Here is an 18,477-nt window from a genome sequence, read left to right as displayed (position 1 = left end):
TTATTTACAGCGTAACAGTGTTATGTTACATTATTATCAGGAAGGAGTGTTATACAGTTGAGTACAGATTTAATTTCAAAAAAAGATTTATTAGAACTAACTGGTATTTCATATGGACAGTTATATAGGTGGAAAAGAAAAAATTTAATTCCGGAAGATTGGTTTGTACGAAAATCAACGTTTACAGGTCAAGAGACATTTTTTCCGAAAGAAAAGATATTAGAGCGTATCGATAAAATCCAAACGATGAAAGAGGATTTATCACTTGATGAACTAGCTAACATGTTTTCACCGAGTGTGAGAGAAATTCTTTTAACAAAGGAAGACATTTTACGCAAGGGGATTGCATCAGAACCAGTTTTACAATTTTTCATAGAACAAACGAATAAAAGAGCAGATTTTCAATTTGTAGATATTCTTTATGTGTACATGTTAGAAGAATTACTACAATCAGGAGAGATTAGTTTAGAAGAAGGAAAAATGGTCTTGCAAGTTTTACGTGAAAATTATGAAGCAATTAAACATAAAACTTGTGACTTAATCATTGTCCGAAAGTTAGGGATTTCTACATGTTTATTAGTTTCAAACGTGGACGATTTAATTTTTGAAAAAGGCACCAAAATCGTTTTACGCGAAGCGATTATGAAATATACCGAAGCATTAAAAACTAAATTGTTGTAGTGGAGGAGAAAGTATGCGTACAGATAATTTGATTATAAATGGTTACGGTTCATCGAATGGCGGCGAGTTTCATAAAGTGCAATTAAACGGAAAAGGAACTGTGAATGGAAATGTTGAATGTGAGCAATTTGAATGTAACGGTTACGGTGCAGTTACTGGCAATTTGAAAAGTAGTAGTGCACGAATTAGCGGATCTGGTAAAGTTGATGGCACAGTTCATGCTGAAACGATGCGAATTGATGGAAAAGCAACAATTACGCAAAATGTAAAAGCAAACAGTTTGAAAATTGCAGGAAAAGGTACGATAGGTGGAAATGTCACTGGTGAAGAATTTAAAGTCAATGGTCAAGCTACAATTGACGGTAATTGTGAAGTGGATACTTTTTCTTCAGAAGGACAATTTACAATCGGTGGTTTATTAAACGCAGATGAAATTAATATAAATATTCACGGTACATGTCGAGCGAAAGAAATTGGTGGTCAAACGATTAAAGTAAGACATAGATCAGGTACATTTAGTAGGCTATTTAAAACAGTGTTTGGCTTGCAGTTAGAAGCTGAACTATTAGAAGGTGACAATATCGATATTGATTATGCTCACATAAGAACAGTAAGAGGAAACAATGTTACAGTAGGAGCAAACTGTGAGATTGAACTGATTGAATATACTGGTGTTCTTACTGTTGATAAAAATGCAAATGTAAAAGAAATTAAGCAGGTTTAACGGAAGGGAGAAATCAGTATGGAACATCCACATAGTCTGACAGTAAATGGTTCTGGTAATTCAGCAGGCGGAGATTATAATAAAGTGAAGATTCGCGGTGAAGGAACAATTACGAATGATATGAGTTGTAATGAGTTTAAAACGTACGGAACGAGTGATGTACGCGGTAATATGAAAGTGAAAAATTATGTCGTGTATGGAGATAACGAAGTACAAGGAAATGTAGATGCGGAATATGTAAAAGTATATGGTAATACACAAATTCATGGTGATGCTCATATTGAAAAAACAAAAGTTAGAGGTATGATAAATATTGAAGGAAAGTTTTCAGGTGATTTCGTAGATGTAAAAGGTGCTTTAAATGTAAAGGGAGATATTGAAGTAGAAGATTTATCATTAACTGGTGGTCTTGAAAGTGATGGATTACTTAATGCTGAAAATATTGAAATTTCACTTCGTTATGAAGGCAGTAAGATAAGAGAAATTGGTGGTAAAAAAATTACCGTTCGTAAAAAAGCGAGATTTATTCCTTTTACTAGTCATGCTGGGAGCCTCCAAACTTCGATTGTTGAAGGAGATGATATCTATTTAGAACATACGATCGCTGAAGTGGTAAGAGGCAACAACGTCACAATTGGTCCTGGATGTGAAATTAGTGTTGTAGAATATCATACTAGTTTTAATCAAAAAGGTAATGCAGTCGTAAAAGAACATAAACAAATATAAGTAGTATGAGGGAGAGCAAGAGATATGGTTGAGAAGAATAATAAGCTCGGCTTTGTTGTGGCGGGCTTATTGCTAGGTATTTTAATGGCATCGATGGATAATACCATTGTCGTAACGGCGATGGGAACAATCGTTGGTGACTTAGGAGGCCTTGAAAACTTTGTATGGGTCGTTTCTGCCTATATGGTCGCAGAAATGGCAGGCATGCCGATTTTCGGTAAGCTATCAGATATGTATGGTAGAAAGAGATTCTTTATTTTCGGTTTAATTGTCTTTATGATTGGTTCGGCACTTTGTGGTACTGCTGAAAATATTACACAGTTAGGTATTTATCGTGCCATTCAAGGTATTGGTGGCGGGGCATTAGTGCCGATCGCGTTTACTATCGTTTTTGATATTTTTCCACCTGAAAAACGCGGGAAAATGGGTGGTTTATTCGGAGCTGTATTTGGATTATCTAGTATTTTCGGGCCATTACTTGGCGCATATATTACCGATTACATTAGCTGGCACTGGGTATTTTATATTAACTTACCACTTGGCATTTTAGCACTTATTTTTATTACATTCTTTTATAAAGAATCACGCGTTCATAGAAAGCAAAAAATTGATTGGTTTGGCGCAATTACTTTAGTTGGTGCAGTAGTTTCTTTAATGTTTGCGCTTGAACTAGGCGGACAAAAATATGATTGGGATTCTAGCTTTATTTTAAGTTTATTTGGTGGATTCGCTATTTTAATCATCGCATTCATTTTTATTGAACGAAAAGTAGAAGAACCAATTATTTCATTTGAGATGTTTAAGCAGCGCTTATTCGGAATGAGTACAATTATTGCATTATGTTACGGTGCTGCATTTATGTCAGCAACTGTTTACATTCCGTTATTCATTCAAGGTGTATACGGCGGGACTGCAACAAACTCAGGATTATTACTTTTACCTATGATGCTAGGATCAGTCGTAACAGCGCAGTTAGGTGGATTTTTAACGACTAAGCTGAGCTACCGAAACATTATGATTATTTCTGCTGTTATTATGTTAATCGGATTATTCTTATTAAGTACATTAACGCCAGAAACAAGTCGTGTATTATTAACAGTTTATATGATTATTATCGGATTTGGAGTAGGTTTCTCATTCTCTGTACTAAGTATGGCTTCAATTCATAACTTCGGTATGGAACAGCGTGGATCTGCGACTTCAACGAGTAACTTCATTCGTTCATTAGGAATGACACTAGGTATTACAATCTTCGGAATGATCCAAAGAACAGGTTTCCAAGATCAATTAGAAGAAGCATTTAAAGGGATGAGCGGGGAAATGAATACAAAATTAGGGGATTCAAGAGCCATTTTATCAGAATCGGCAAGATCTCAAATCCCTCCGCAAATATTAGATAAAATTATTGACGCTCTTTCTAGTTCAATTGTTCAAACATTCATGTGGGCATTGGTACCAGCTGGATTAGCATTCATATTCATTTTCTTTATGGGAAATGAGCGTATGGTAATTAAGAAAGAACAAATGAATAAAAAGAGTGAAACATCAAAAGCGTAATGAAAAAGCTCCTTTCCAATTGGAAAGGAGCTTTTTCGTATGTACGGTGTTAGATTAGCCTTCGATAATTTCGTATTCTTCGTCTGCAAGTAATAAAATTTGCGTTTTCTTGCCTTTGTTTTGAACTTCGATTACATCGTATGCGCCTAAGTCTCTTACTTTGCTTTGAGAAGCGTTAACCATAACTTCAATAGAATCAATTAAGATATCTTCTTCAATATATGATTCAGGCAATGCCATATCTTCAGTATCTAATACACACGCATATAGATTTTGTAAATTTTCAGTAGTTGGGTTTTGTTCCTCAACATCAATGATATTTTTTACTGCATCCATATTTTCTTCTTTTGCTTGGTACACTTTAATTTTAGCCATAATTTTAATCTCCTTTATAACGTAATCGTAGAGGCTACACCTCATTATAACGTTTTTTTTATGAAAGATGAAATTGTTATATGTATTTATAGTAAAAATTATGTGTCCTTACTCAAAATTGGTGTAATTTCCATATAAATGTACGAGTAGGTAACGATAATGTTACGTTAAAGTTATATTGTCCAAGCTTTTCTTATTTTCTTCTCATATATATGTAGTAGCAATTCTATATAGAGAAGGGATGGAGTGTAAGTGGGTTGTGAACCGAGAGTTTCTAGAGATTTTGTTCAAGTACCTGAACTGGTAGGTTTTCGATTACTTTTATCACATCCAGCTGGAGACCCTTTAAACTACGGATTATTATTTATTAATTTTCCTGATACGATTTTTATTTTTATATTGGCATCAAGCGGATACCTTTCCATTTCGAACTGTTTAAAAATAGAGGGCGGAACTGGTGATGCCGAAATAGAAGAGATAAAAAAATGATAGAGGATGACGTTAACACGTACAAATCAGTTGTTAAATTGACTAAAGTATATAAGAACGGTGAGACGGAATCTTTTATTTATAAAAATGAGTTATAATACATGTATTTAAATGCACCCTCAAACTATTGTTGAGGGTTGTTACATAATTAATTATGTTGGTCCTTCAAACCGTTTGTTAACGGGTAAGAAATATATTTATTGTTGACTTATTTTATAGGTTGATCATTTCATAGTTAGTAGATGTTATAATCATTTTATGTTTACTGATATTTTATAAATATTTGAAGTTTTAATTTAATAGTCAATTGCTTTTATGATGAACAGGTGGGTATGTATATGAATACGAATTATGGAGCGCTCATGAAAATGTTAAGAGTAGTTGATTCTAAAGAAGGCGGGAATGTAAATGATATATGAAGCGAATATACATACAAGAAAAAAACTAGTTTCTATGTTTGAGGATTTCAATAACGTTGTTTTACTTTCTTATTTACAAGGGCATATGGGTACTGCTTGGGTAAATGACCTTGAAAATCCAAAAGTAGCACAAGTTACGGTAGGGATTTTTACATTTTACGCTGGAGACCCAAATACGAAAGAAACAGAAGAGTTATTACGTAATATTCCAGAAAGAATTTTAGTTATCGTAAATAGTGAAGAGTGGAAACAACGCTTAGAAACATTCCATGAAAGAAAAATAGATAAGTTTTTACGTTATAAATTCAAACGAAATCCAGAAGTTTTTAATCGTTCAAAATTACAATCTTTTATATCAACACTTCCAAAAGAATATGAGTTAAGAAGAATAGATGAGCATATCGCAAATAGCCCCAAATTACATAAGATATCTGAAGATTTTACAAGTCAATTTCATTCGGTAGAAGATTATATAAACCGTGGTATAGGTTATAGCATTTTATATAACGGAGAAGTTGTATGCGGTGCATCCTCGTATAGTATTTATAATGACGGGATTGAAATTGAAGTTGCGACTGATCACAATCATAGAAGAGAGGGCTTGGCAACTGTAGTTAGTGCAGCTATTATATTGGATTGCTTAGAAAATGGAAAGTATCCAAACTGGGACGCAGCGAATACTACATCTGCTAAACTAGCAGAAAAGTTAGGATATGAATTTGATAAGGCATATGATACTTATTTTGTAGATAATAGATGAGTGAAGGAGTTACATACTAAAAAATAAATACGCCCTAGTACGTAAGTCTAGGGCGTATTTATTAGTTGGTAAATATCTTCATAACAATTTTATCATATTTTATCTTTTGAATGTTTGGAATTAAAGATATTTATGTGACTTTTTGAAAAAATAAAAGAGCAGCTAGCAAAAGCTAACTGCTCTTCTCCAAGGGGGAATGGAGAAATACAATCATGTTACCTATAGTATTGACAGAACATTGAGTTTTAATCAGCCATTTATAAAAGGAGAGATAAAATATCTTTGATTAATCCTTAGCTCCAATTAGGAGTACTGATAGAAAAACGATTGAGAATATATTTTTTTATTACATTTACAATTTGAAGAGTAGAACGTGTTTATCGTAATTCTCCAAACACCAATTATATTTTTTTAGAATGATTGGATGGACTGCTTCTTTCGTAGTATCGACTTCAGTATATCCATATTTCTTATAAAAGTTTTCTAATTCCTCAAAAGGAAGACAATATACATTTTGTATTTGTGATTTTTTTGCAGTTTCTACTAAAAATGAAACAAGCTCACCAGCTAATTGTAGCCCTCTAAATTGAGGCAGAATAAAAATTCCGCCCATTTCTAAAGTATCTTCATCTATTTGGACTAATCGGCCAACACCTGCATACTCGTTGTTATATGTAATAATTGCAACTTTATCTCTCTTTAAATCACTCCGTACAAATCCTATTGAGTCATATTGGTTATTAATCCATTCTAAATCGTTAGATGTGGCCAATTGAATACTCATATACATCCTCCTTCGGAATACTAGCGCTCTCTTCATTATATAGAACATAAGATACTATATCAAAAGAACCTTGAGATAGCACATTTGTTTAAGTTATTAGTTAAAAGTGTGGGATTGCTGGCATTGAAATCATGGCTTCACCAAACATAGGATAATAATCTTGTGAATTTAGTGTTACATAGTCAAAATAAAAATTAGTTTATGTGTTCGGTAACGTACGATTGTTTAAGTGTAGAGAAAATCATAGGGTTATTTTAATTAGTAGCTACTGTATTCATTGAAGCTATTAAGGAAATGTGGTAATCGCCAGCCCTAGTGATACAAATCATATTAGGATTTAGTAAAAAAAATTCTTCCTGAAAAAGAGGGGGATTAAAGATAAGAGCACTTCGAAAAGTGCCCTTCAGTAACGACTACTCATTCTAAAAAGAAAGGATGCAATATATCATATGAAGTTAAGTGTATTTAAGTATGGGTCTTTTATATAAATGTGAAATAAAAGAGGGTTGTCTTCTTATTAGAAGGCAGCTTTTTGTTATTACAAAAAAGAATTAGAAATAAAATATAAATTCAGTTACTTGTCCAAACAATTTTTTTTAAAATACATAAAATGCTAGTAGTTAGCCAATATTTTTATATTGCTAATTTTTTAGACTAAAAGGGGTGATTTTATGTGTGATTGTGAAGTTTGTAGAAGAAAGAAAAAACGTGATCCATTAAATCGGGGTTCTGAACCAAAAAAACAGGATTCCGAATCAGTGAATTCTTATTCATTTAGTAAAAATGCAAATTTTTTAGAAGAAGCTATACAAACAGATGAAATCGATCAAGTTTCTGAGGAATATATTGAAATAGTAGATTCAGCAGATGTACAAGTTACGACTACAGATACAAAAGCTGCACTATCTATCCAAGCCGCGTTACAAGCAGCTATTGTGGTTGTAGTAAGTATTTCTATAGCAGATAGTGAAAAGGCAGATAAAATAACACAAGAATTGTTTCAAAAATCATCTATTAAACAAATTAATAGACAAAAAACATTTATTAAAAATTCCAGAAACGTAACCGTAACAACTACTGATACAGATATTGCAGTGAATATTCAAATTCTGCTTCAAATTTTATTAGCGTTACTAGTTAAACTAAACATTTTATAAAGTGTCTATCCTATTTATATTTAGCTATAAGGGTTCACACTAAGTAAATATTTTTTGTTGTAATATGTGGTACAAGCTTGGACTTTCTCATTATGACCGAATTAATATTCAAGATTGATGGGAAATTAAGTGTGGAAAACTACACAATAACAAAGGTGAACCTATTATTTAACAGTGAATAAAACTTATATATGTGAAGTAAAGGAAAGCTGTCTTCGTATTAGAAGACAGCTTTTTAATTTTATTAGTAAAAAGCCGTGAAAATAAAAGATTAAGTTACTTGTCCAAGCATTTTTTATTTAAATACATATAATGCTGGTAGTTAATCTAAATTTTTATAGAAAACTGATAGGAGTGAATATTGTAAATGGATGATTTAAATAAGTTTTCTTCCTTTAAGTTTGATAAGGATCAAAAGAATATAATTATAGACCTTTTACTCTCAGATATTTTTAATAGGCATGGGATAAATGAAGAAAAACTAAAAAATTTATCGCCAGAAAAAAAGCAGCAAATTAAAAGTATTGTTTCTGAAATACAATCACAAGTTAATAATTATTTAGATTGAAAGGGGGTGAATGTATGAAAAAAACATGTCATTCAGATGAAAATAAAAGGTGGAGTGCATTAGACTCCTCAAATCCTCATCCATCTTTTAAAAATGATACCGTTTCAGAAGCTGCAGCACAAGAAAGTAAAACTTACCAAATTTCTGAAGAATCTATTACAATTGTAGATTCAGCAGATGTAGAAGTTACGACTACAGATACAAAAGCTGCGTTATCTATTCAAGCTGCATTACAAGCAGCTATCGTGGTTATAATAAGTATTTCTATAGCAGATAGTGAAAAAGCTGACCGTGTAGCACAAGAATTGTTTCAAAAATCATCTATTAAACAAATTAATAAACAAGAAACTGTTATTAGAAATTCTAGAAATGTTACAGTTACGACTACAGATACAGACATAGCAGTAAATGTTCAAATTCTTCTCCAAATTTTATTAGCTTTACTAGTAAAATTAAATATTTTATAAAATGTTTAACCTTTTTTAGATATAGTGCATCTTACAGGTAAATATTCACTGTTTTAATTATAGTACAGGCTATAAATATTTATCATAACTGGACTAATATTCAACATCACCAAAGTATGAATGTAAACAAACAATGTGATGGAAAATAAAGTTTGGTTATTTTACGAAAATTTAAAAGCCATTTCCTTTATTGGATTTGGCTTTTAAATTTTAAACAGTATAAATTTGAAAAGATAATATTAAGTTAAAGAAGTAAAATATACTGATACAAAATACTTATAAAATTACTCGTGTTATAGAAAAATAATAAGAAAAGGATGTTTAAAATAGAATCATTTTCATTAATAGTTCAAGTTTTGAAGAATAGTGCATACAATATAAAGTGTTTTCCTTTCTTCATTTAAGTTTTACGTATATAATTTAAAAGTACTATTTTTATTTTATTATTTTATATTTATAACAGAATAGAGGTTTAAAAATGAGTGTTAAAATCATTACGGATAGTGCGGCGGATTTACCAGTAGAATTGCTGCAAGCATATGATATTGATTTAATTCCACTCCGTGTATATGATGAAGCAGAAACAGAGTATTTAGATGGAGTAACATTAGAGTCAGTTACATTATTGCAAAAAATGAGAGAAGGCGCTGTTTATAGAACGTCATTGCCTTCGCTTGAAACTTTCCAAGAAAAATTTGTTTCTTATGCAAAAGAAGGTAATCCTTGTATATATTTAGCTTTTTCATCTGAACTGTCTGGTACATATCAATCATCAGTTGTCATTAAAGAGGAAGTAAAAGAAACATATGCAGATTTAGATTTAGAAATTATTGATACAAAATGCGCTTCGCTTGGTCAAGGTCTTGTCGTTTTAGAAGCTGCTAAAATGGCAAAAGACGGCGCATCAAAAGAAGATATTTTAAACCGTGTCGCTTTTCTAATGAACCATATGGAGCACATCTTCACTGTAGCTGACTTACAGTACCTTGTTAGAGGTGGACGTTTAAGTAAAGTAGCTGGTTTTATCGGTGGTTTACTAAACATTAAGCCTATCTTAAACGTGGAAGAAGGAAAACTTGTACCACTTGAAAAGGTAAGAGGGAAAAAGAAAGTATTAAGCCGAATTGTTGATATTATGGAAGAACGTGGTAAAGACCTTAAAGGTCAAACAATCGGTATGACTCATGGTGATGACTTAGAAACAGCGGAAGCATTAAAATCATTAATTACGGAAAGATTCGGTTGTGAAGTATTTATCGTAAATACAATTGGTGCAGCAATCGGAGCACATACAGGACCTGGCGTTATAACGTTATTTTTCTTAAATGAAGTAGAGTAAAGGATTGATCATTTGATCAATCCTTTTTTCTTTAATCTGTGATTACCGGTCGATATGGTATTGGTGAAGATAAAATCTTTGAAGTTTTCCTATATGAATTGCTCTCTTGTAGAGGGAGTATTTTTTATATGTGGAATGATACTTAATGGTAGAAGAAAAGAGTATAAATAAGAATGTATTTGTAGGAATTTAAATATTTGAAGATATCGAAATTTTGCCATTTCATATATAATTGTGTGGGGAGAAATATCTGTAACTATTTGTAAAAATAGGGGTGGCTATAAAAATGCAAGAAATTGCTAGATGGGATTTAAATCGATTGTATTCGAATGAGGATATTCTATTTCCGATTTTGGAGTTGAAAGAGCAATATTTTGTAACAAAAGATGTAGAGGTTCTTTCAAAGCTAATACAAGCTATTGAAAAAGCAGAATACTATTTGTACTGTAGATCAGTTGAAGAAAGTGTACCATCTGACCTTACTAAATTGACCGTGAAAGTGAAGGAACTAAAAAATGAATTACAGCAAGTAATAAAACATAATGAAGTGGAAACTTCAGATAATACTAAGTTAATAAAAGATGAGCTTAATGCGTGGGAAAATATGTACATACAATTACGGGATAGGATAGAAATAGAGCGCAATAATAGACAATTATCCTTTGGACAAGCAAATACTATTGCAATGAATAGTGATAATGAAAAGGAAAGATTAGAAGTATTCGAGTTACTTACAAGTACTTTACATAAGGAAAAAGAAATCTTTGCTACTGTATTAAATCAAATAGGGAGATTGCGTAATGCAAAGAGTAATGAAATAGAAGATAGAGAGATTTTAACACAATCTTTTCATGCGAATGGCATTTCAGAAACTGTATTATTCCAAATGTGGAATGCGACAGAAGAAAACCTTGATAAATTAGTAAGTGCTTTAAACGTGTATAAGAAAGGAAAAGCTTCAATTACATGGCATGAACTTATGACGGTAAAGGAAAGTAATGAGGTCATGATTCCTTTTTCAGTAGCAATACAAAACGTTTATGATGCATGTAAGAATATTGATGAAGAATTAGCAGAATTTGCACGTAATGCGATAGAAAGTGGTTGGGTAGATGCTGAACCGAGAGAGAATAAACCACCAGGTGGGTTTTGTGCTCCATTTTTCAGTGAGAAAGAATCGCGAATTTCCATTCGTTATGATGGGAGTATAGATAGTGTAAGAGTGCTCGCTCATGAATTAGGACATGCTTGGCATTTTTATAATATGAGTTTTGAACAATCTACATCTTTTTTAGATGATTACTTGCCAATGAGTACGGCTGAATCAGCATCTATTTTCTTTGAAACGGTACTCTTAAATTATCTAATTGAAACAACGGATAGTAAAGATATGAAAAAGTCATTACTTAGCTGGAAAATAAGAAATAGTTTTAATTATGTAATGGCAATACGAGCATCGTATCAGTTTGAAAAAACATTTTATGAAAAATGTAAAGAGGGTCCTTTAAGTGCTGATGAAATTGAGAAATTATCTATAATTGCACAAAAAGAAGCTTATGGAAAAGCTTTAAGTGAATACCAGCCGTTTGTATGGATGAAATATATTCAATTTTATATAGCAGATGTTCCTTTTTACAATTATCCATACACATTTGGATATTTAGTAAGTTTTAGCTTATTAGAAATAGCTCAAGAAGGTAAAAGTACTTTTCATTCGAAATATAAAGAGTTCTTACGAGAAACAGGAAAGGCTCCAGTAGAGGAGCTTATGAAAAAACATTTTGAAATAGATATAAGAAATTATGAATTTTGGAATAAAGCTTTTATTCAAATTTCTAAAGACATTGATGAATATTTGCAGCTTATGTAAGGGGAGAGTACAGTGGATCAGCAGTTTATAAAAGGTATACCTTTTTCAACTTTAGAATATGCAAAAGCTATAAGTTTATTAAAAGGTTGGCTACATGAACAACAAGAGAAACCCAGGTTTGTAGTAACTGCAAATCCTGAAATTGTTATGTCTGCAAAGGAAAATACGGAAAAATCAAAGGAGTTTAAAAAGATGTTACTATCTGCGGATTTAATAACAGCGGATGGGATTGGTGTCATAATTGGCTCGAAAATATTAAAAGGAACTTTGAAAGAACGTGTTACTGGGGTGGATTTAACTCACGATTTAATAAAATATTGTAACGACAATGAATATCGTGTCTTTCTTTTTGGAGCTGCGCCAGAAAGTAATAAAAAGGCATTAGAAAAATTAAATGAGCAGTTCCCAGGAGCACAATTTAAAGGACGGCATGGATTTGTAAATGGTGAAGAAATAGAAGAAATAAAAATGAAAATTAAGCAGTTCAAGCCGCATTTACTACTCGTAGGACTAGGCTCACCAAAACAAGAAGAGTTCATCTATGAAAACATACAAACATTAAACGTTCCGCTATCTATTGGTATCGGAGGTATGATTGATATAATATCTGGTACTGTAAAAAGAGCACCAAAAATAATGAGGGATACTGGAACTGAATGGCTGTATAGGTTACTCTCACAGCCGAAAAGATTAAAGCGACAACTTGTACTTCCGAAATTTTTATTATCGGTTATGTCTGAGAGGATTAAAGGGATTAATTAATAAAGGGGACTACATACATGAACAGAATCGGCATTATCGGAGCAATGCAAATTGAAATAGATTTACTTTTAAAAAAGCTAGTAATACAAGAAGAACAGACAATTGCGGGAATGCCATTTTATATTGGAGAATTCATGGGAACAGAAGTAATTATTACACGTTCTGGTGTAGGGAAAGTAAATGCTGCTGCATGTGTGCAAACATTAATTCATAAATTTAATGTAGACTCTATCATCAATACGGGCGTTGCTGGTGGATTACATCCAGGTGTAAAAGTTGGCGATTTAGTTATTTCAACTAACGTTACCCATCATGATGTAAGTAAAAATCAAATGAAAAAATTATTCCCGTTTCAAGAGGAGTTTATTGCAAGTAAGGAATTGATAGAGTTAGCACGTAAAGCATGTAACAGTAATAGTTCAAATATTCAAGCTCACGAAGGAAGAATTGTAAGTGGTGAATGTTTTGTTGAAGATTCAAAGTTAAAGGCAAAATTAATAGATGAATATGCACCTCATTGTACAGAAATGGAAGGGGGAGCAATTGGACATGTCGCCTACATAAATGATATACCGTTTCTTGTTATACGATGTATTTCTGACAGCGCAGATGATGAAGCTCAAGTTTCTTATGATGACTTCGCGAAAACTGCTGCGAATTATTGCTCAGAAATTATTATTGAGATGCTTAAAAATATATCTGGTAAAACTATAGTCCAAAAGGAGAGATAGGAATGTTACAAGCATTAATTTTTGATATGGATGGAACATTATTTCAAACAGATAAAATTTTAGAATTATCGTTAGATGATACTTTTGATCACTTAAGATCAATTCAATTATGGGATACGGTAACACCGATTGAAAAATACCGTGAAATTATGGGTGTGCCGCTACCGAAAGTTTGGGAAGCTTTATTACCGGACCATTCTATTGAAATAAGAGAACAAACAGATGCATATTTTTTAGATAGACTAATTGAAAACATAAAAAGCGGAAAAGGCGCTTTATATCCAAATGTAAAAGAAATATTTACATATATAAAAGAAAATAATTGTTCAATTTACATTGCTAGTAATGGTTTGAAAGAATATTTACGAGCAATCGTAACGTATTATGCTTTAGACAAGTGGGTGACAGAAACGTTTAGTATTGAACAAATACAATCGCTAAATAAAGGTGACTTAGTTAAAAGTATTATGAACAAATATGATATAAAAGAGGCAGCGGTAGTTGGTGACCGGCTATCTGATATAAATGCAGCGAAAGACAACGGTTTACTTGCAATTGGGTGCAATTTTGATTTTGCGCAAGAAGATGAACTTGCTCACGCTGATATAGTAATAGATGATTTAATAGAGTTAAAGCGGATACTGCCTGCTGTACAGAGATAAATAAAGTGTGTGCATTTTTTCCAAGTCCTATATGTCTTATTTTATGGAGGGAGTATGCTTAAAAATAATTTTAAAATTAGTAATATTCCTGCGGTTTTGTGGGGAGAGAAGAGTGAAAAAGTTTTTATTGCAGTACATGGAAATATGTCAAATAAGGAAGATGCAGTTATTCAAATATTAGCTGAAGAAGCCAATCGAAAAGGTTATCAAGTATTAAGCTTTGATTTACCTGAGCATGGAGAAAGAAAAAATGATAACACTCCTTGTAAAGTACAGTTTTGTGTTAATGAATTATCTATAATTATGAACTATGGAAAAGTACATTGGAAAGAAATAAACGTATTTGCATGTAGTATGGGGGCGTATTTTAGTCTTTTAGCTTATCAAAATGATGTGCTAAAAAAGGCATTATTTTTATCACCAGTAGTTAATATGGAACGAATTATTGAAAATATGATGAAATGGTTTAATGTAACACCGGAGCTTTTGCAAAAAGAAATGACTATAGAGACACCTATTGGTCAAAAGTTATATTGGGATTATTTATGCTATGTAAAAGAGCATCCTATTAGTACATGGAATACAGATACATATATTATGTACGGAGCTAAGGATGAACTGTGTGAACTTGAAACTATTAACTATTTTACAAAAAAACATCGTTGTGAATTAGAAGTTATGGAGACGGGTGAACATTACTTTCATACCGAAGAACAGTTAAAGATATTTGAACAGTGGTTACACAAACATATCGATTAACAAATTATAATTTATCTTGAACCTGTTAGAGAAGAATGAGGAATATATAAACTGATAGTATATTTGAGAGAAATTATAAATGGTGAATGTATACACTTAAACAAACAGATGCTTTAGTTCAATAAGAATTAAACAACTTTAAAGAGCCTTACGACACACTAGATTGTAACAAGACTCTTATATTTTCATAATAAAATTAATCGACTGTATTATCGATTTACATATGAAGTGAAGTATATGCATACTATGAATTAAATAAAGTAATAAGCATAAAAATGCTCAGAATAAATGGTTCTCGAGCATTTTTATGTATTTTCGTACTTAGGGGGAGTGGACTTGAAAGATATACATATTCAACAAATAGAAAATTTAATGGAATATGAATTCAGTCATCTCGTTCAAGACAGTGAAGAAGAGGGCTTTAATTTCCTTATAAGGCTAATAAATGAATATAAAAACAAAATAAATGTATTCAATAAAACTGGAGAATGTTTATATGGTATTTTCCAAGGGGATATGTTAGTCAGAGTTGGAGGTTTAAATAAAGATTCGTACATAAAAGACAATAGGATTGGGCGGTTAAGGAGATTTTATATTTTAAGGGATTATCGGCGTATAGGGTTAGGGAACTTATTATTAAACCAGCTATTAGGTCATGCGGAAAAGTATTTTGAAGTGATTGTTTTACATACTGACACGAAGCAAGGGGATGTGTTTTATACTGCAAATGGATTTGTGAAAGGGGGATTATATAAGGGATCAAGTCACTACAAAGTATTATAGAGATTGCTATCCAAACAATAGCTACGGAAAGGTATTTTCGTTGATAAGTCGATATATCTTAAAAAATCGCTGATATATATGAAGGTGCGACCCTTATATTAGAAACAACTTTTATAATTTCATTTACCAAATTGTCATTATAAAAAAGAGCACCTTAGCTTTTAAAATTTAGCTTATAAGGTGACTCCTTTTCAGTCAATTACGTTTTAACCTTCATTTGTTTCAATAATAATCCTGGTTTACCTTTTACATAATAAAAATGCGGATTATTTTCATCATCATAAAGCATAATATAAGGCTTTTCTTTTAGTGGGAGTAGTATAAGTACTTCGTCTATTGTAGTGTGTAACCATTGATTAGTAATAGAAACCGGCTTAGATAAAGGGATTTTTATCATATAGCCATCTTTTGGAACGACATTTAAGTTTTTAAATGGACCAGTAATTGATTTAGCGTATTGAACTGCTTCTTTTTGGATTACTGGATCTAAAGATTGTTTTTGGATGACCATTTCTTTTTGACAATCAAATACTTCAATTTGTTGATTTGTATTTGCGAACGCATTTGTTGATAATAGAAATAGAAGAAGAGAAATGACCCCGATTTTTTTTATCATAGTACAACACCTCACCATTACTATCCCCTCAAAAGCTTTAAATATTTTTCTGTCACATTCATGTAACAAAGATGTTGTATGATACAATTGGTTTTTGTTTAAAAGCAATGGAGGAAAAAATATGAAAGTTTTAATTGCAGATGACGAACAAGATATGTTAAGGATTTTAAAAGCTTATTTTGAAAAAGAAGGCTTTGAAGTATTATTAGCGAAAGACGGAGAGGAAGCACTTCAAATATTTTATGATGAAAAAATTGATTTAGCTATTTTGGATTGGATGATGCCGAAACATAGTGGTATTACTGTCTGTCAGGAAATAAAAAAGAATTCAAGCGTAAAAGTATTAATGCTTACGGCGAAAAGTGAAAGTGAAGATGAATTAGCAGCGCTTCAAAGTGGGGCAGATGAGTACGTAAAAAAACCATTTCATCCAGGAGTACTAATTACACGAGCGAAAAAACTTATTCAGCATGATGATATTATTCAAGTACAAGATGTAAAGATAAATTTCGCCAAAAATAAAGTATATAAAAATGATATAGAGTTAGAAATTACAAAAACAGAGCTCGAATTAATAAAATGCTTTTTAAATCATAAAGGAACTATTTTAACTCGTAAAAAATTGTTAGACATTGTATGGGGATTTGACTATTTTGGAGAAGAGAGAACGGTTGATACACATGTAAGAAGGCTGCGTAAAAAAATTGGAGAAAATATTATTAAGACGCATCGTGGGCTGGGTTATAGTTTGGAGGAACAAAGTGAATAAACTTGGGAAAAAGCTATTTCTCAGCATTTCTTTAACCGTTATTCTTATATTTACAATTTCTTTATTATTAATTAACTTTCTCCTGCCGAAATATAATATTTATAAAACACGTGAAAACTTAAATGAATTTACAACTCAAATACAAAATGCGCCAGTCAATGATTTAGAAGATGTTATTCATACAATTGAAAGTGAAAATAATGTTACAATTGCGTATACGCCAATTAATCAGTCAGAAGATGCTATGAACGACGCGTTACGCATGCAACTTACGAAAAAGAAAGTAACGTTAAATAAGCTTTGGATTACGAAAGACGAAGTTATGAAAGTGAAGACGGAAGGGCAATCGAATAAACTGTACGATCAAGGAAAGGTAAAAGCGAGTTTTTTTGCTAAATATATTGCGAAAGATGATACGATAATTTTAATTGGGACTTCCATTGCGAATTCAAATGAAATTATAAATACGTTAAATACATTTTACTTATATATCCTATGTTTCTCGCTCCTTCTTATTATTTTACTTGTGTGGATACTTTCAAAAATAATAACGACACCACTGAAAGAGTTAAGTGATGTGGCTCAGGATATTTCACATTTGCAGTTTAAAAGAACGAAAGTGAAAACGAATGATGAAATAGGAGAGTTGGCCAATAGTATTAATATCATGAGTGAAAAACTACATGAAGCACATCAAGACTTAACTGATCGTAATGAACATTTAAAACGATTTATGGGTGATGTAACGCATGAATTAAAGACACCGATCGCATTAGTAAAAGCATACTCTATGGGGATTAAAGATGGATTAGATGATGGGACTTATGTAGATACAATTATTAAACAAACAGATCAAATATCAAACTTAATTGAAGAACTATTACGATTTTCTAAACTAGAAAGAGATATTTTACAAAAAGAAGAATTCCCCATTGAACCACTGGTCCAGAGTATATTAGATAAGCATCAGATTGAACTGGATTCGAAAGAAATTAACTTGCAAGTAAATTGTAATGCGGGCGATACAATCGTTTATGCAGATTTAAATAAAATGAGAATGGTGTTTCAAAATTTAATTTCTAATGCGATAAAATATACAGCAAATCAAAACATAATAATTACATTAGAAGATAGAAATAAAAGTATATATTTCCAAATAAAAAATGGCATTCCTACGGATAAAATTAAGGATATCGAGAAAATTTGGGAGCCTTTTTATGTACTAGAATCTTCTCGTAGTAAAGAAAAATCAGGTACAGGATTAGGTCTAGCGATAGTGAAAAGTATTTTAGAAAGGCATGGTTTTGAATATGGAGTTTCCTCTATAGATAGAGAAATTCAATTTTATATAAATGTGAAAAAGGACTAATGAAAATATTAGTCCTTTTTGCAGCTTTAGAGATTAGCGATACAGGATGAATCACCATAATTTTCAAAATTGATGTATTAAATGGAGAATTAGCAAATGTTCTACTTTCA

General features: G+C 31.7%; 20 protein-coding genes and 1 pseudogene. 18 read left to right on the top strand and 3 right to left on the bottom strand.

Going from position 1 to position 18,477, the window contains the following annotated elements:
- The first annotated feature begins 57 nt into the window (after positions 1 to 57).
- The 4 genes from ACTFRY_RS18140 to ACTFRY_RS18125 are packed head-to-tail and all read left to right on the top strand — an operon-like array spanning position 58 to position 3,688.
- On the top strand, positions 58 to 681 hold the full coding sequence (locus tag ACTFRY_RS18140) for a YhbD family protein (RefSeq protein WP_000102244.1): 624 nt from the start codon (positions 58 to 60) through the stop codon (positions 679 to 681).
- Positions 682 to 694: 13 nt separating this feature from the next.
- Positions 695 to 1,405, top strand: a complete 711-nt coding sequence (locus tag ACTFRY_RS18135) for a bactofilin family protein (protein WP_001258387.1) — start codon at positions 695 to 697, stop codon at positions 1,403 to 1,405.
- Between the two features lie 18 nt (positions 1,406 to 1,423).
- Positions 1,424 to 2,131 (top strand): polymer-forming cytoskeletal protein, encoded by a 708-nt coding sequence (locus tag ACTFRY_RS18130; RefSeq protein WP_000400904.1) that lies wholly within the window; start codon positions 1,424 to 1,426, stop codon positions 2,129 to 2,131.
- Positions 2,132 to 2,155: 24 nt separating this feature from the next.
- Positions 2,156 to 3,688, top strand: a complete 1,533-nt coding sequence (locus ACTFRY_RS18125) for an MDR family MFS transporter (RefSeq protein WP_098616655.1) — start codon at positions 2,156 to 2,158, stop codon at positions 3,686 to 3,688.
- 54 nt (positions 3,689 to 3,742) lie between these two features.
- Here ACTFRY_RS18125 and ACTFRY_RS18120 read toward each other — a convergent pair whose 3' ends face one another.
- Positions 3,743 to 4,063, bottom strand: coding sequence for a hypothetical protein (locus tag ACTFRY_RS18120; protein ID WP_001062731.1), 321 nt, complete (start codon positions 4,061 to 4,063; stop codon positions 3,743 to 3,745).
- A gap of 261 nt (positions 4,064 to 4,324) precedes the next feature.
- Here ACTFRY_RS18120 and ACTFRY_RS18115 point away from each other — a divergent pair.
- Positions 4,325 to 4,650 (top strand): annotated as a pseudogene (locus ACTFRY_RS18115) (BC_2878 family exosporium-associated protein); the annotation flags it as partial.
- 310 nt (positions 4,651 to 4,960) lie between these two features.
- Entirely contained in the window at positions 4,961 to 5,731 is a 771-nt protein-coding gene (locus ACTFRY_RS18110) for a GNAT family N-acetyltransferase (RefSeq protein ID WP_016118084.1), read from the top strand.
- A gap of 352 nt (positions 5,732 to 6,083) precedes the next feature.
- Here the strand turns inward: ACTFRY_RS18110 and ACTFRY_RS18105 are convergent, their stop codons facing one another.
- Positions 6,084 to 6,515 carry a GNAT family N-acetyltransferase gene (locus ACTFRY_RS18105; RefSeq protein WP_000027151.1) on the bottom strand — a complete coding sequence of 144 codons (432 nt, stop codon included), beginning with the start codon at positions 6,513 to 6,515 and terminating at the stop codon, positions 6,084 to 6,086.
- Positions 6,516 to 7,186: 671 nt separating this feature from the next.
- On the opposite strand from ACTFRY_RS18105, the gene ACTFRY_RS18100 reads away from it, so the two are divergent.
- The 10 genes from ACTFRY_RS18100 to ACTFRY_RS18055 all read left to right on the top strand — a co-directional run bounded on the left by ACTFRY_RS18100 (position 7,187) and on the right by ACTFRY_RS18055 (position 15,613).
- On the top strand, positions 7,187 to 7,672 hold the full coding sequence (locus tag ACTFRY_RS18100) for a spore coat protein (RefSeq protein WP_000332786.1): 486 nt from the start codon (positions 7,187 to 7,189) through the stop codon (positions 7,670 to 7,672).
- 367 nt (positions 7,673 to 8,039) lie between these two features.
- On the top strand, positions 8,040 to 8,240 hold the full coding sequence (locus ACTFRY_RS18095; RefSeq protein WP_000342253.1) for a spore coat protein W: 201 nt from the start codon (positions 8,040 to 8,042) through the stop codon (positions 8,238 to 8,240).
- A 14-nt stretch (positions 8,241 to 8,254) separates the two neighbouring features.
- Complete coding sequence (locus ACTFRY_RS18090; RefSeq protein ID WP_000750488.1) at positions 8,255 to 8,707, top strand: spore coat protein; 453 nt, start codon at positions 8,255 to 8,257, stop codon at positions 8,705 to 8,707.
- A gap of 478 nt (positions 8,708 to 9,185) precedes the next feature.
- Positions 9,186 to 10,046 (top strand): DegV family protein, encoded by an 861-nt coding sequence (locus ACTFRY_RS18085; RefSeq protein ID WP_000111646.1) that lies wholly within the window; start codon positions 9,186 to 9,188, stop codon positions 10,044 to 10,046.
- Between the two features lie 286 nt (positions 10,047 to 10,332).
- Positions 10,333 to 11,916, top strand: a complete 1,584-nt coding sequence (locus ACTFRY_RS18080; RefSeq protein WP_098616654.1) for a M3 family metallopeptidase — start codon at positions 10,333 to 10,335, stop codon at positions 11,914 to 11,916.
- A 12-nt stretch (positions 11,917 to 11,928) separates the two neighbouring features.
- Entirely contained in the window at positions 11,929 to 12,678 is a 750-nt protein-coding gene (locus tag ACTFRY_RS18075; RefSeq protein WP_098616653.1) for a WecB/TagA/CpsF family glycosyltransferase, read from the top strand.
- Positions 12,679 to 12,695: 17 nt separating this feature from the next.
- Positions 12,696 to 13,409 (top strand): 5'-methylthioadenosine/adenosylhomocysteine nucleosidase, encoded by a 714-nt coding sequence (locus tag ACTFRY_RS18070; protein WP_044797617.1) that lies wholly within the window; start codon positions 12,696 to 12,698, stop codon positions 13,407 to 13,409.
- Between the two features lie 2 nt (positions 13,410 to 13,411).
- A complete protein-coding gene (locus ACTFRY_RS18065) occupies positions 13,412 to 14,071 on the top strand; it encodes an HAD hydrolase-like protein (protein ID WP_098616652.1) in 660 nt (219 codons plus the stop codon).
- A gap of 54 nt (positions 14,072 to 14,125) precedes the next feature.
- Positions 14,126 to 14,830: an alpha/beta hydrolase gene (locus tag ACTFRY_RS18060; protein WP_000916869.1), complete on the top strand. Its 705-nt coding sequence runs from the start codon at positions 14,126 to 14,128 to the stop codon at positions 14,828 to 14,830.
- 288 nt (positions 14,831 to 15,118) lie between these two features.
- The gene (locus ACTFRY_RS18055) at positions 15,119 to 15,613 is read left to right on the top strand and encodes a GNAT family N-acetyltransferase (protein WP_136986716.1); all 495 of its coding nucleotides are present in this window, start codon (positions 15,119 to 15,121) and stop codon (positions 15,611 to 15,613) included.
- Positions 15,614 to 15,812: 199 nt separating this feature from the next.
- Here the strand turns inward: ACTFRY_RS18055 and ACTFRY_RS18050 are convergent, their stop codons facing one another.
- Complete coding sequence (locus ACTFRY_RS18050; RefSeq protein ID WP_000591772.1) at positions 15,813 to 16,229, bottom strand: hypothetical protein; 417 nt, start codon at positions 16,227 to 16,229, stop codon at positions 15,813 to 15,815.
- 121 nt (positions 16,230 to 16,350) lie between these two features.
- On the opposite strand from ACTFRY_RS18050, the gene ACTFRY_RS18045 reads away from it, so the two are divergent.
- Both ACTFRY_RS18045 and ACTFRY_RS18040 read left to right on the top strand, forming a co-directional pair.
- Positions 16,351 to 16,998, top strand: a complete 648-nt coding sequence (locus tag ACTFRY_RS18045) for a response regulator transcription factor (RefSeq protein WP_000865979.1) — start codon at positions 16,351 to 16,353, stop codon at positions 16,996 to 16,998.
- On the top strand, positions 16,991 to 18,367 hold the full coding sequence (locus ACTFRY_RS18040; protein ID WP_016118080.1) for a sensor histidine kinase: 1,377 nt from the start codon (positions 16,991 to 16,993) through the stop codon (positions 18,365 to 18,367). The genes ACTFRY_RS18045 and ACTFRY_RS18040 overlap by 8 nt, the downstream gene beginning before the upstream one ends.
- The last annotated feature ends 110 nt before the right edge of the window (positions 18,368 to 18,477 follow it).

Source organism: Bacillus cereus group sp. MYBK195-1, from assembly GCF_051916605.1.
Lineage (GTDB): Bacteria > Bacillota > Bacilli > Bacillales > Bacillaceae_G > Bacillus_A > Bacillus_A cereus.
The sequence above is the reverse complement of the archived record's forward strand: the minus strand, read 5'-3'. Positions and strand labels throughout refer to the sequence as shown.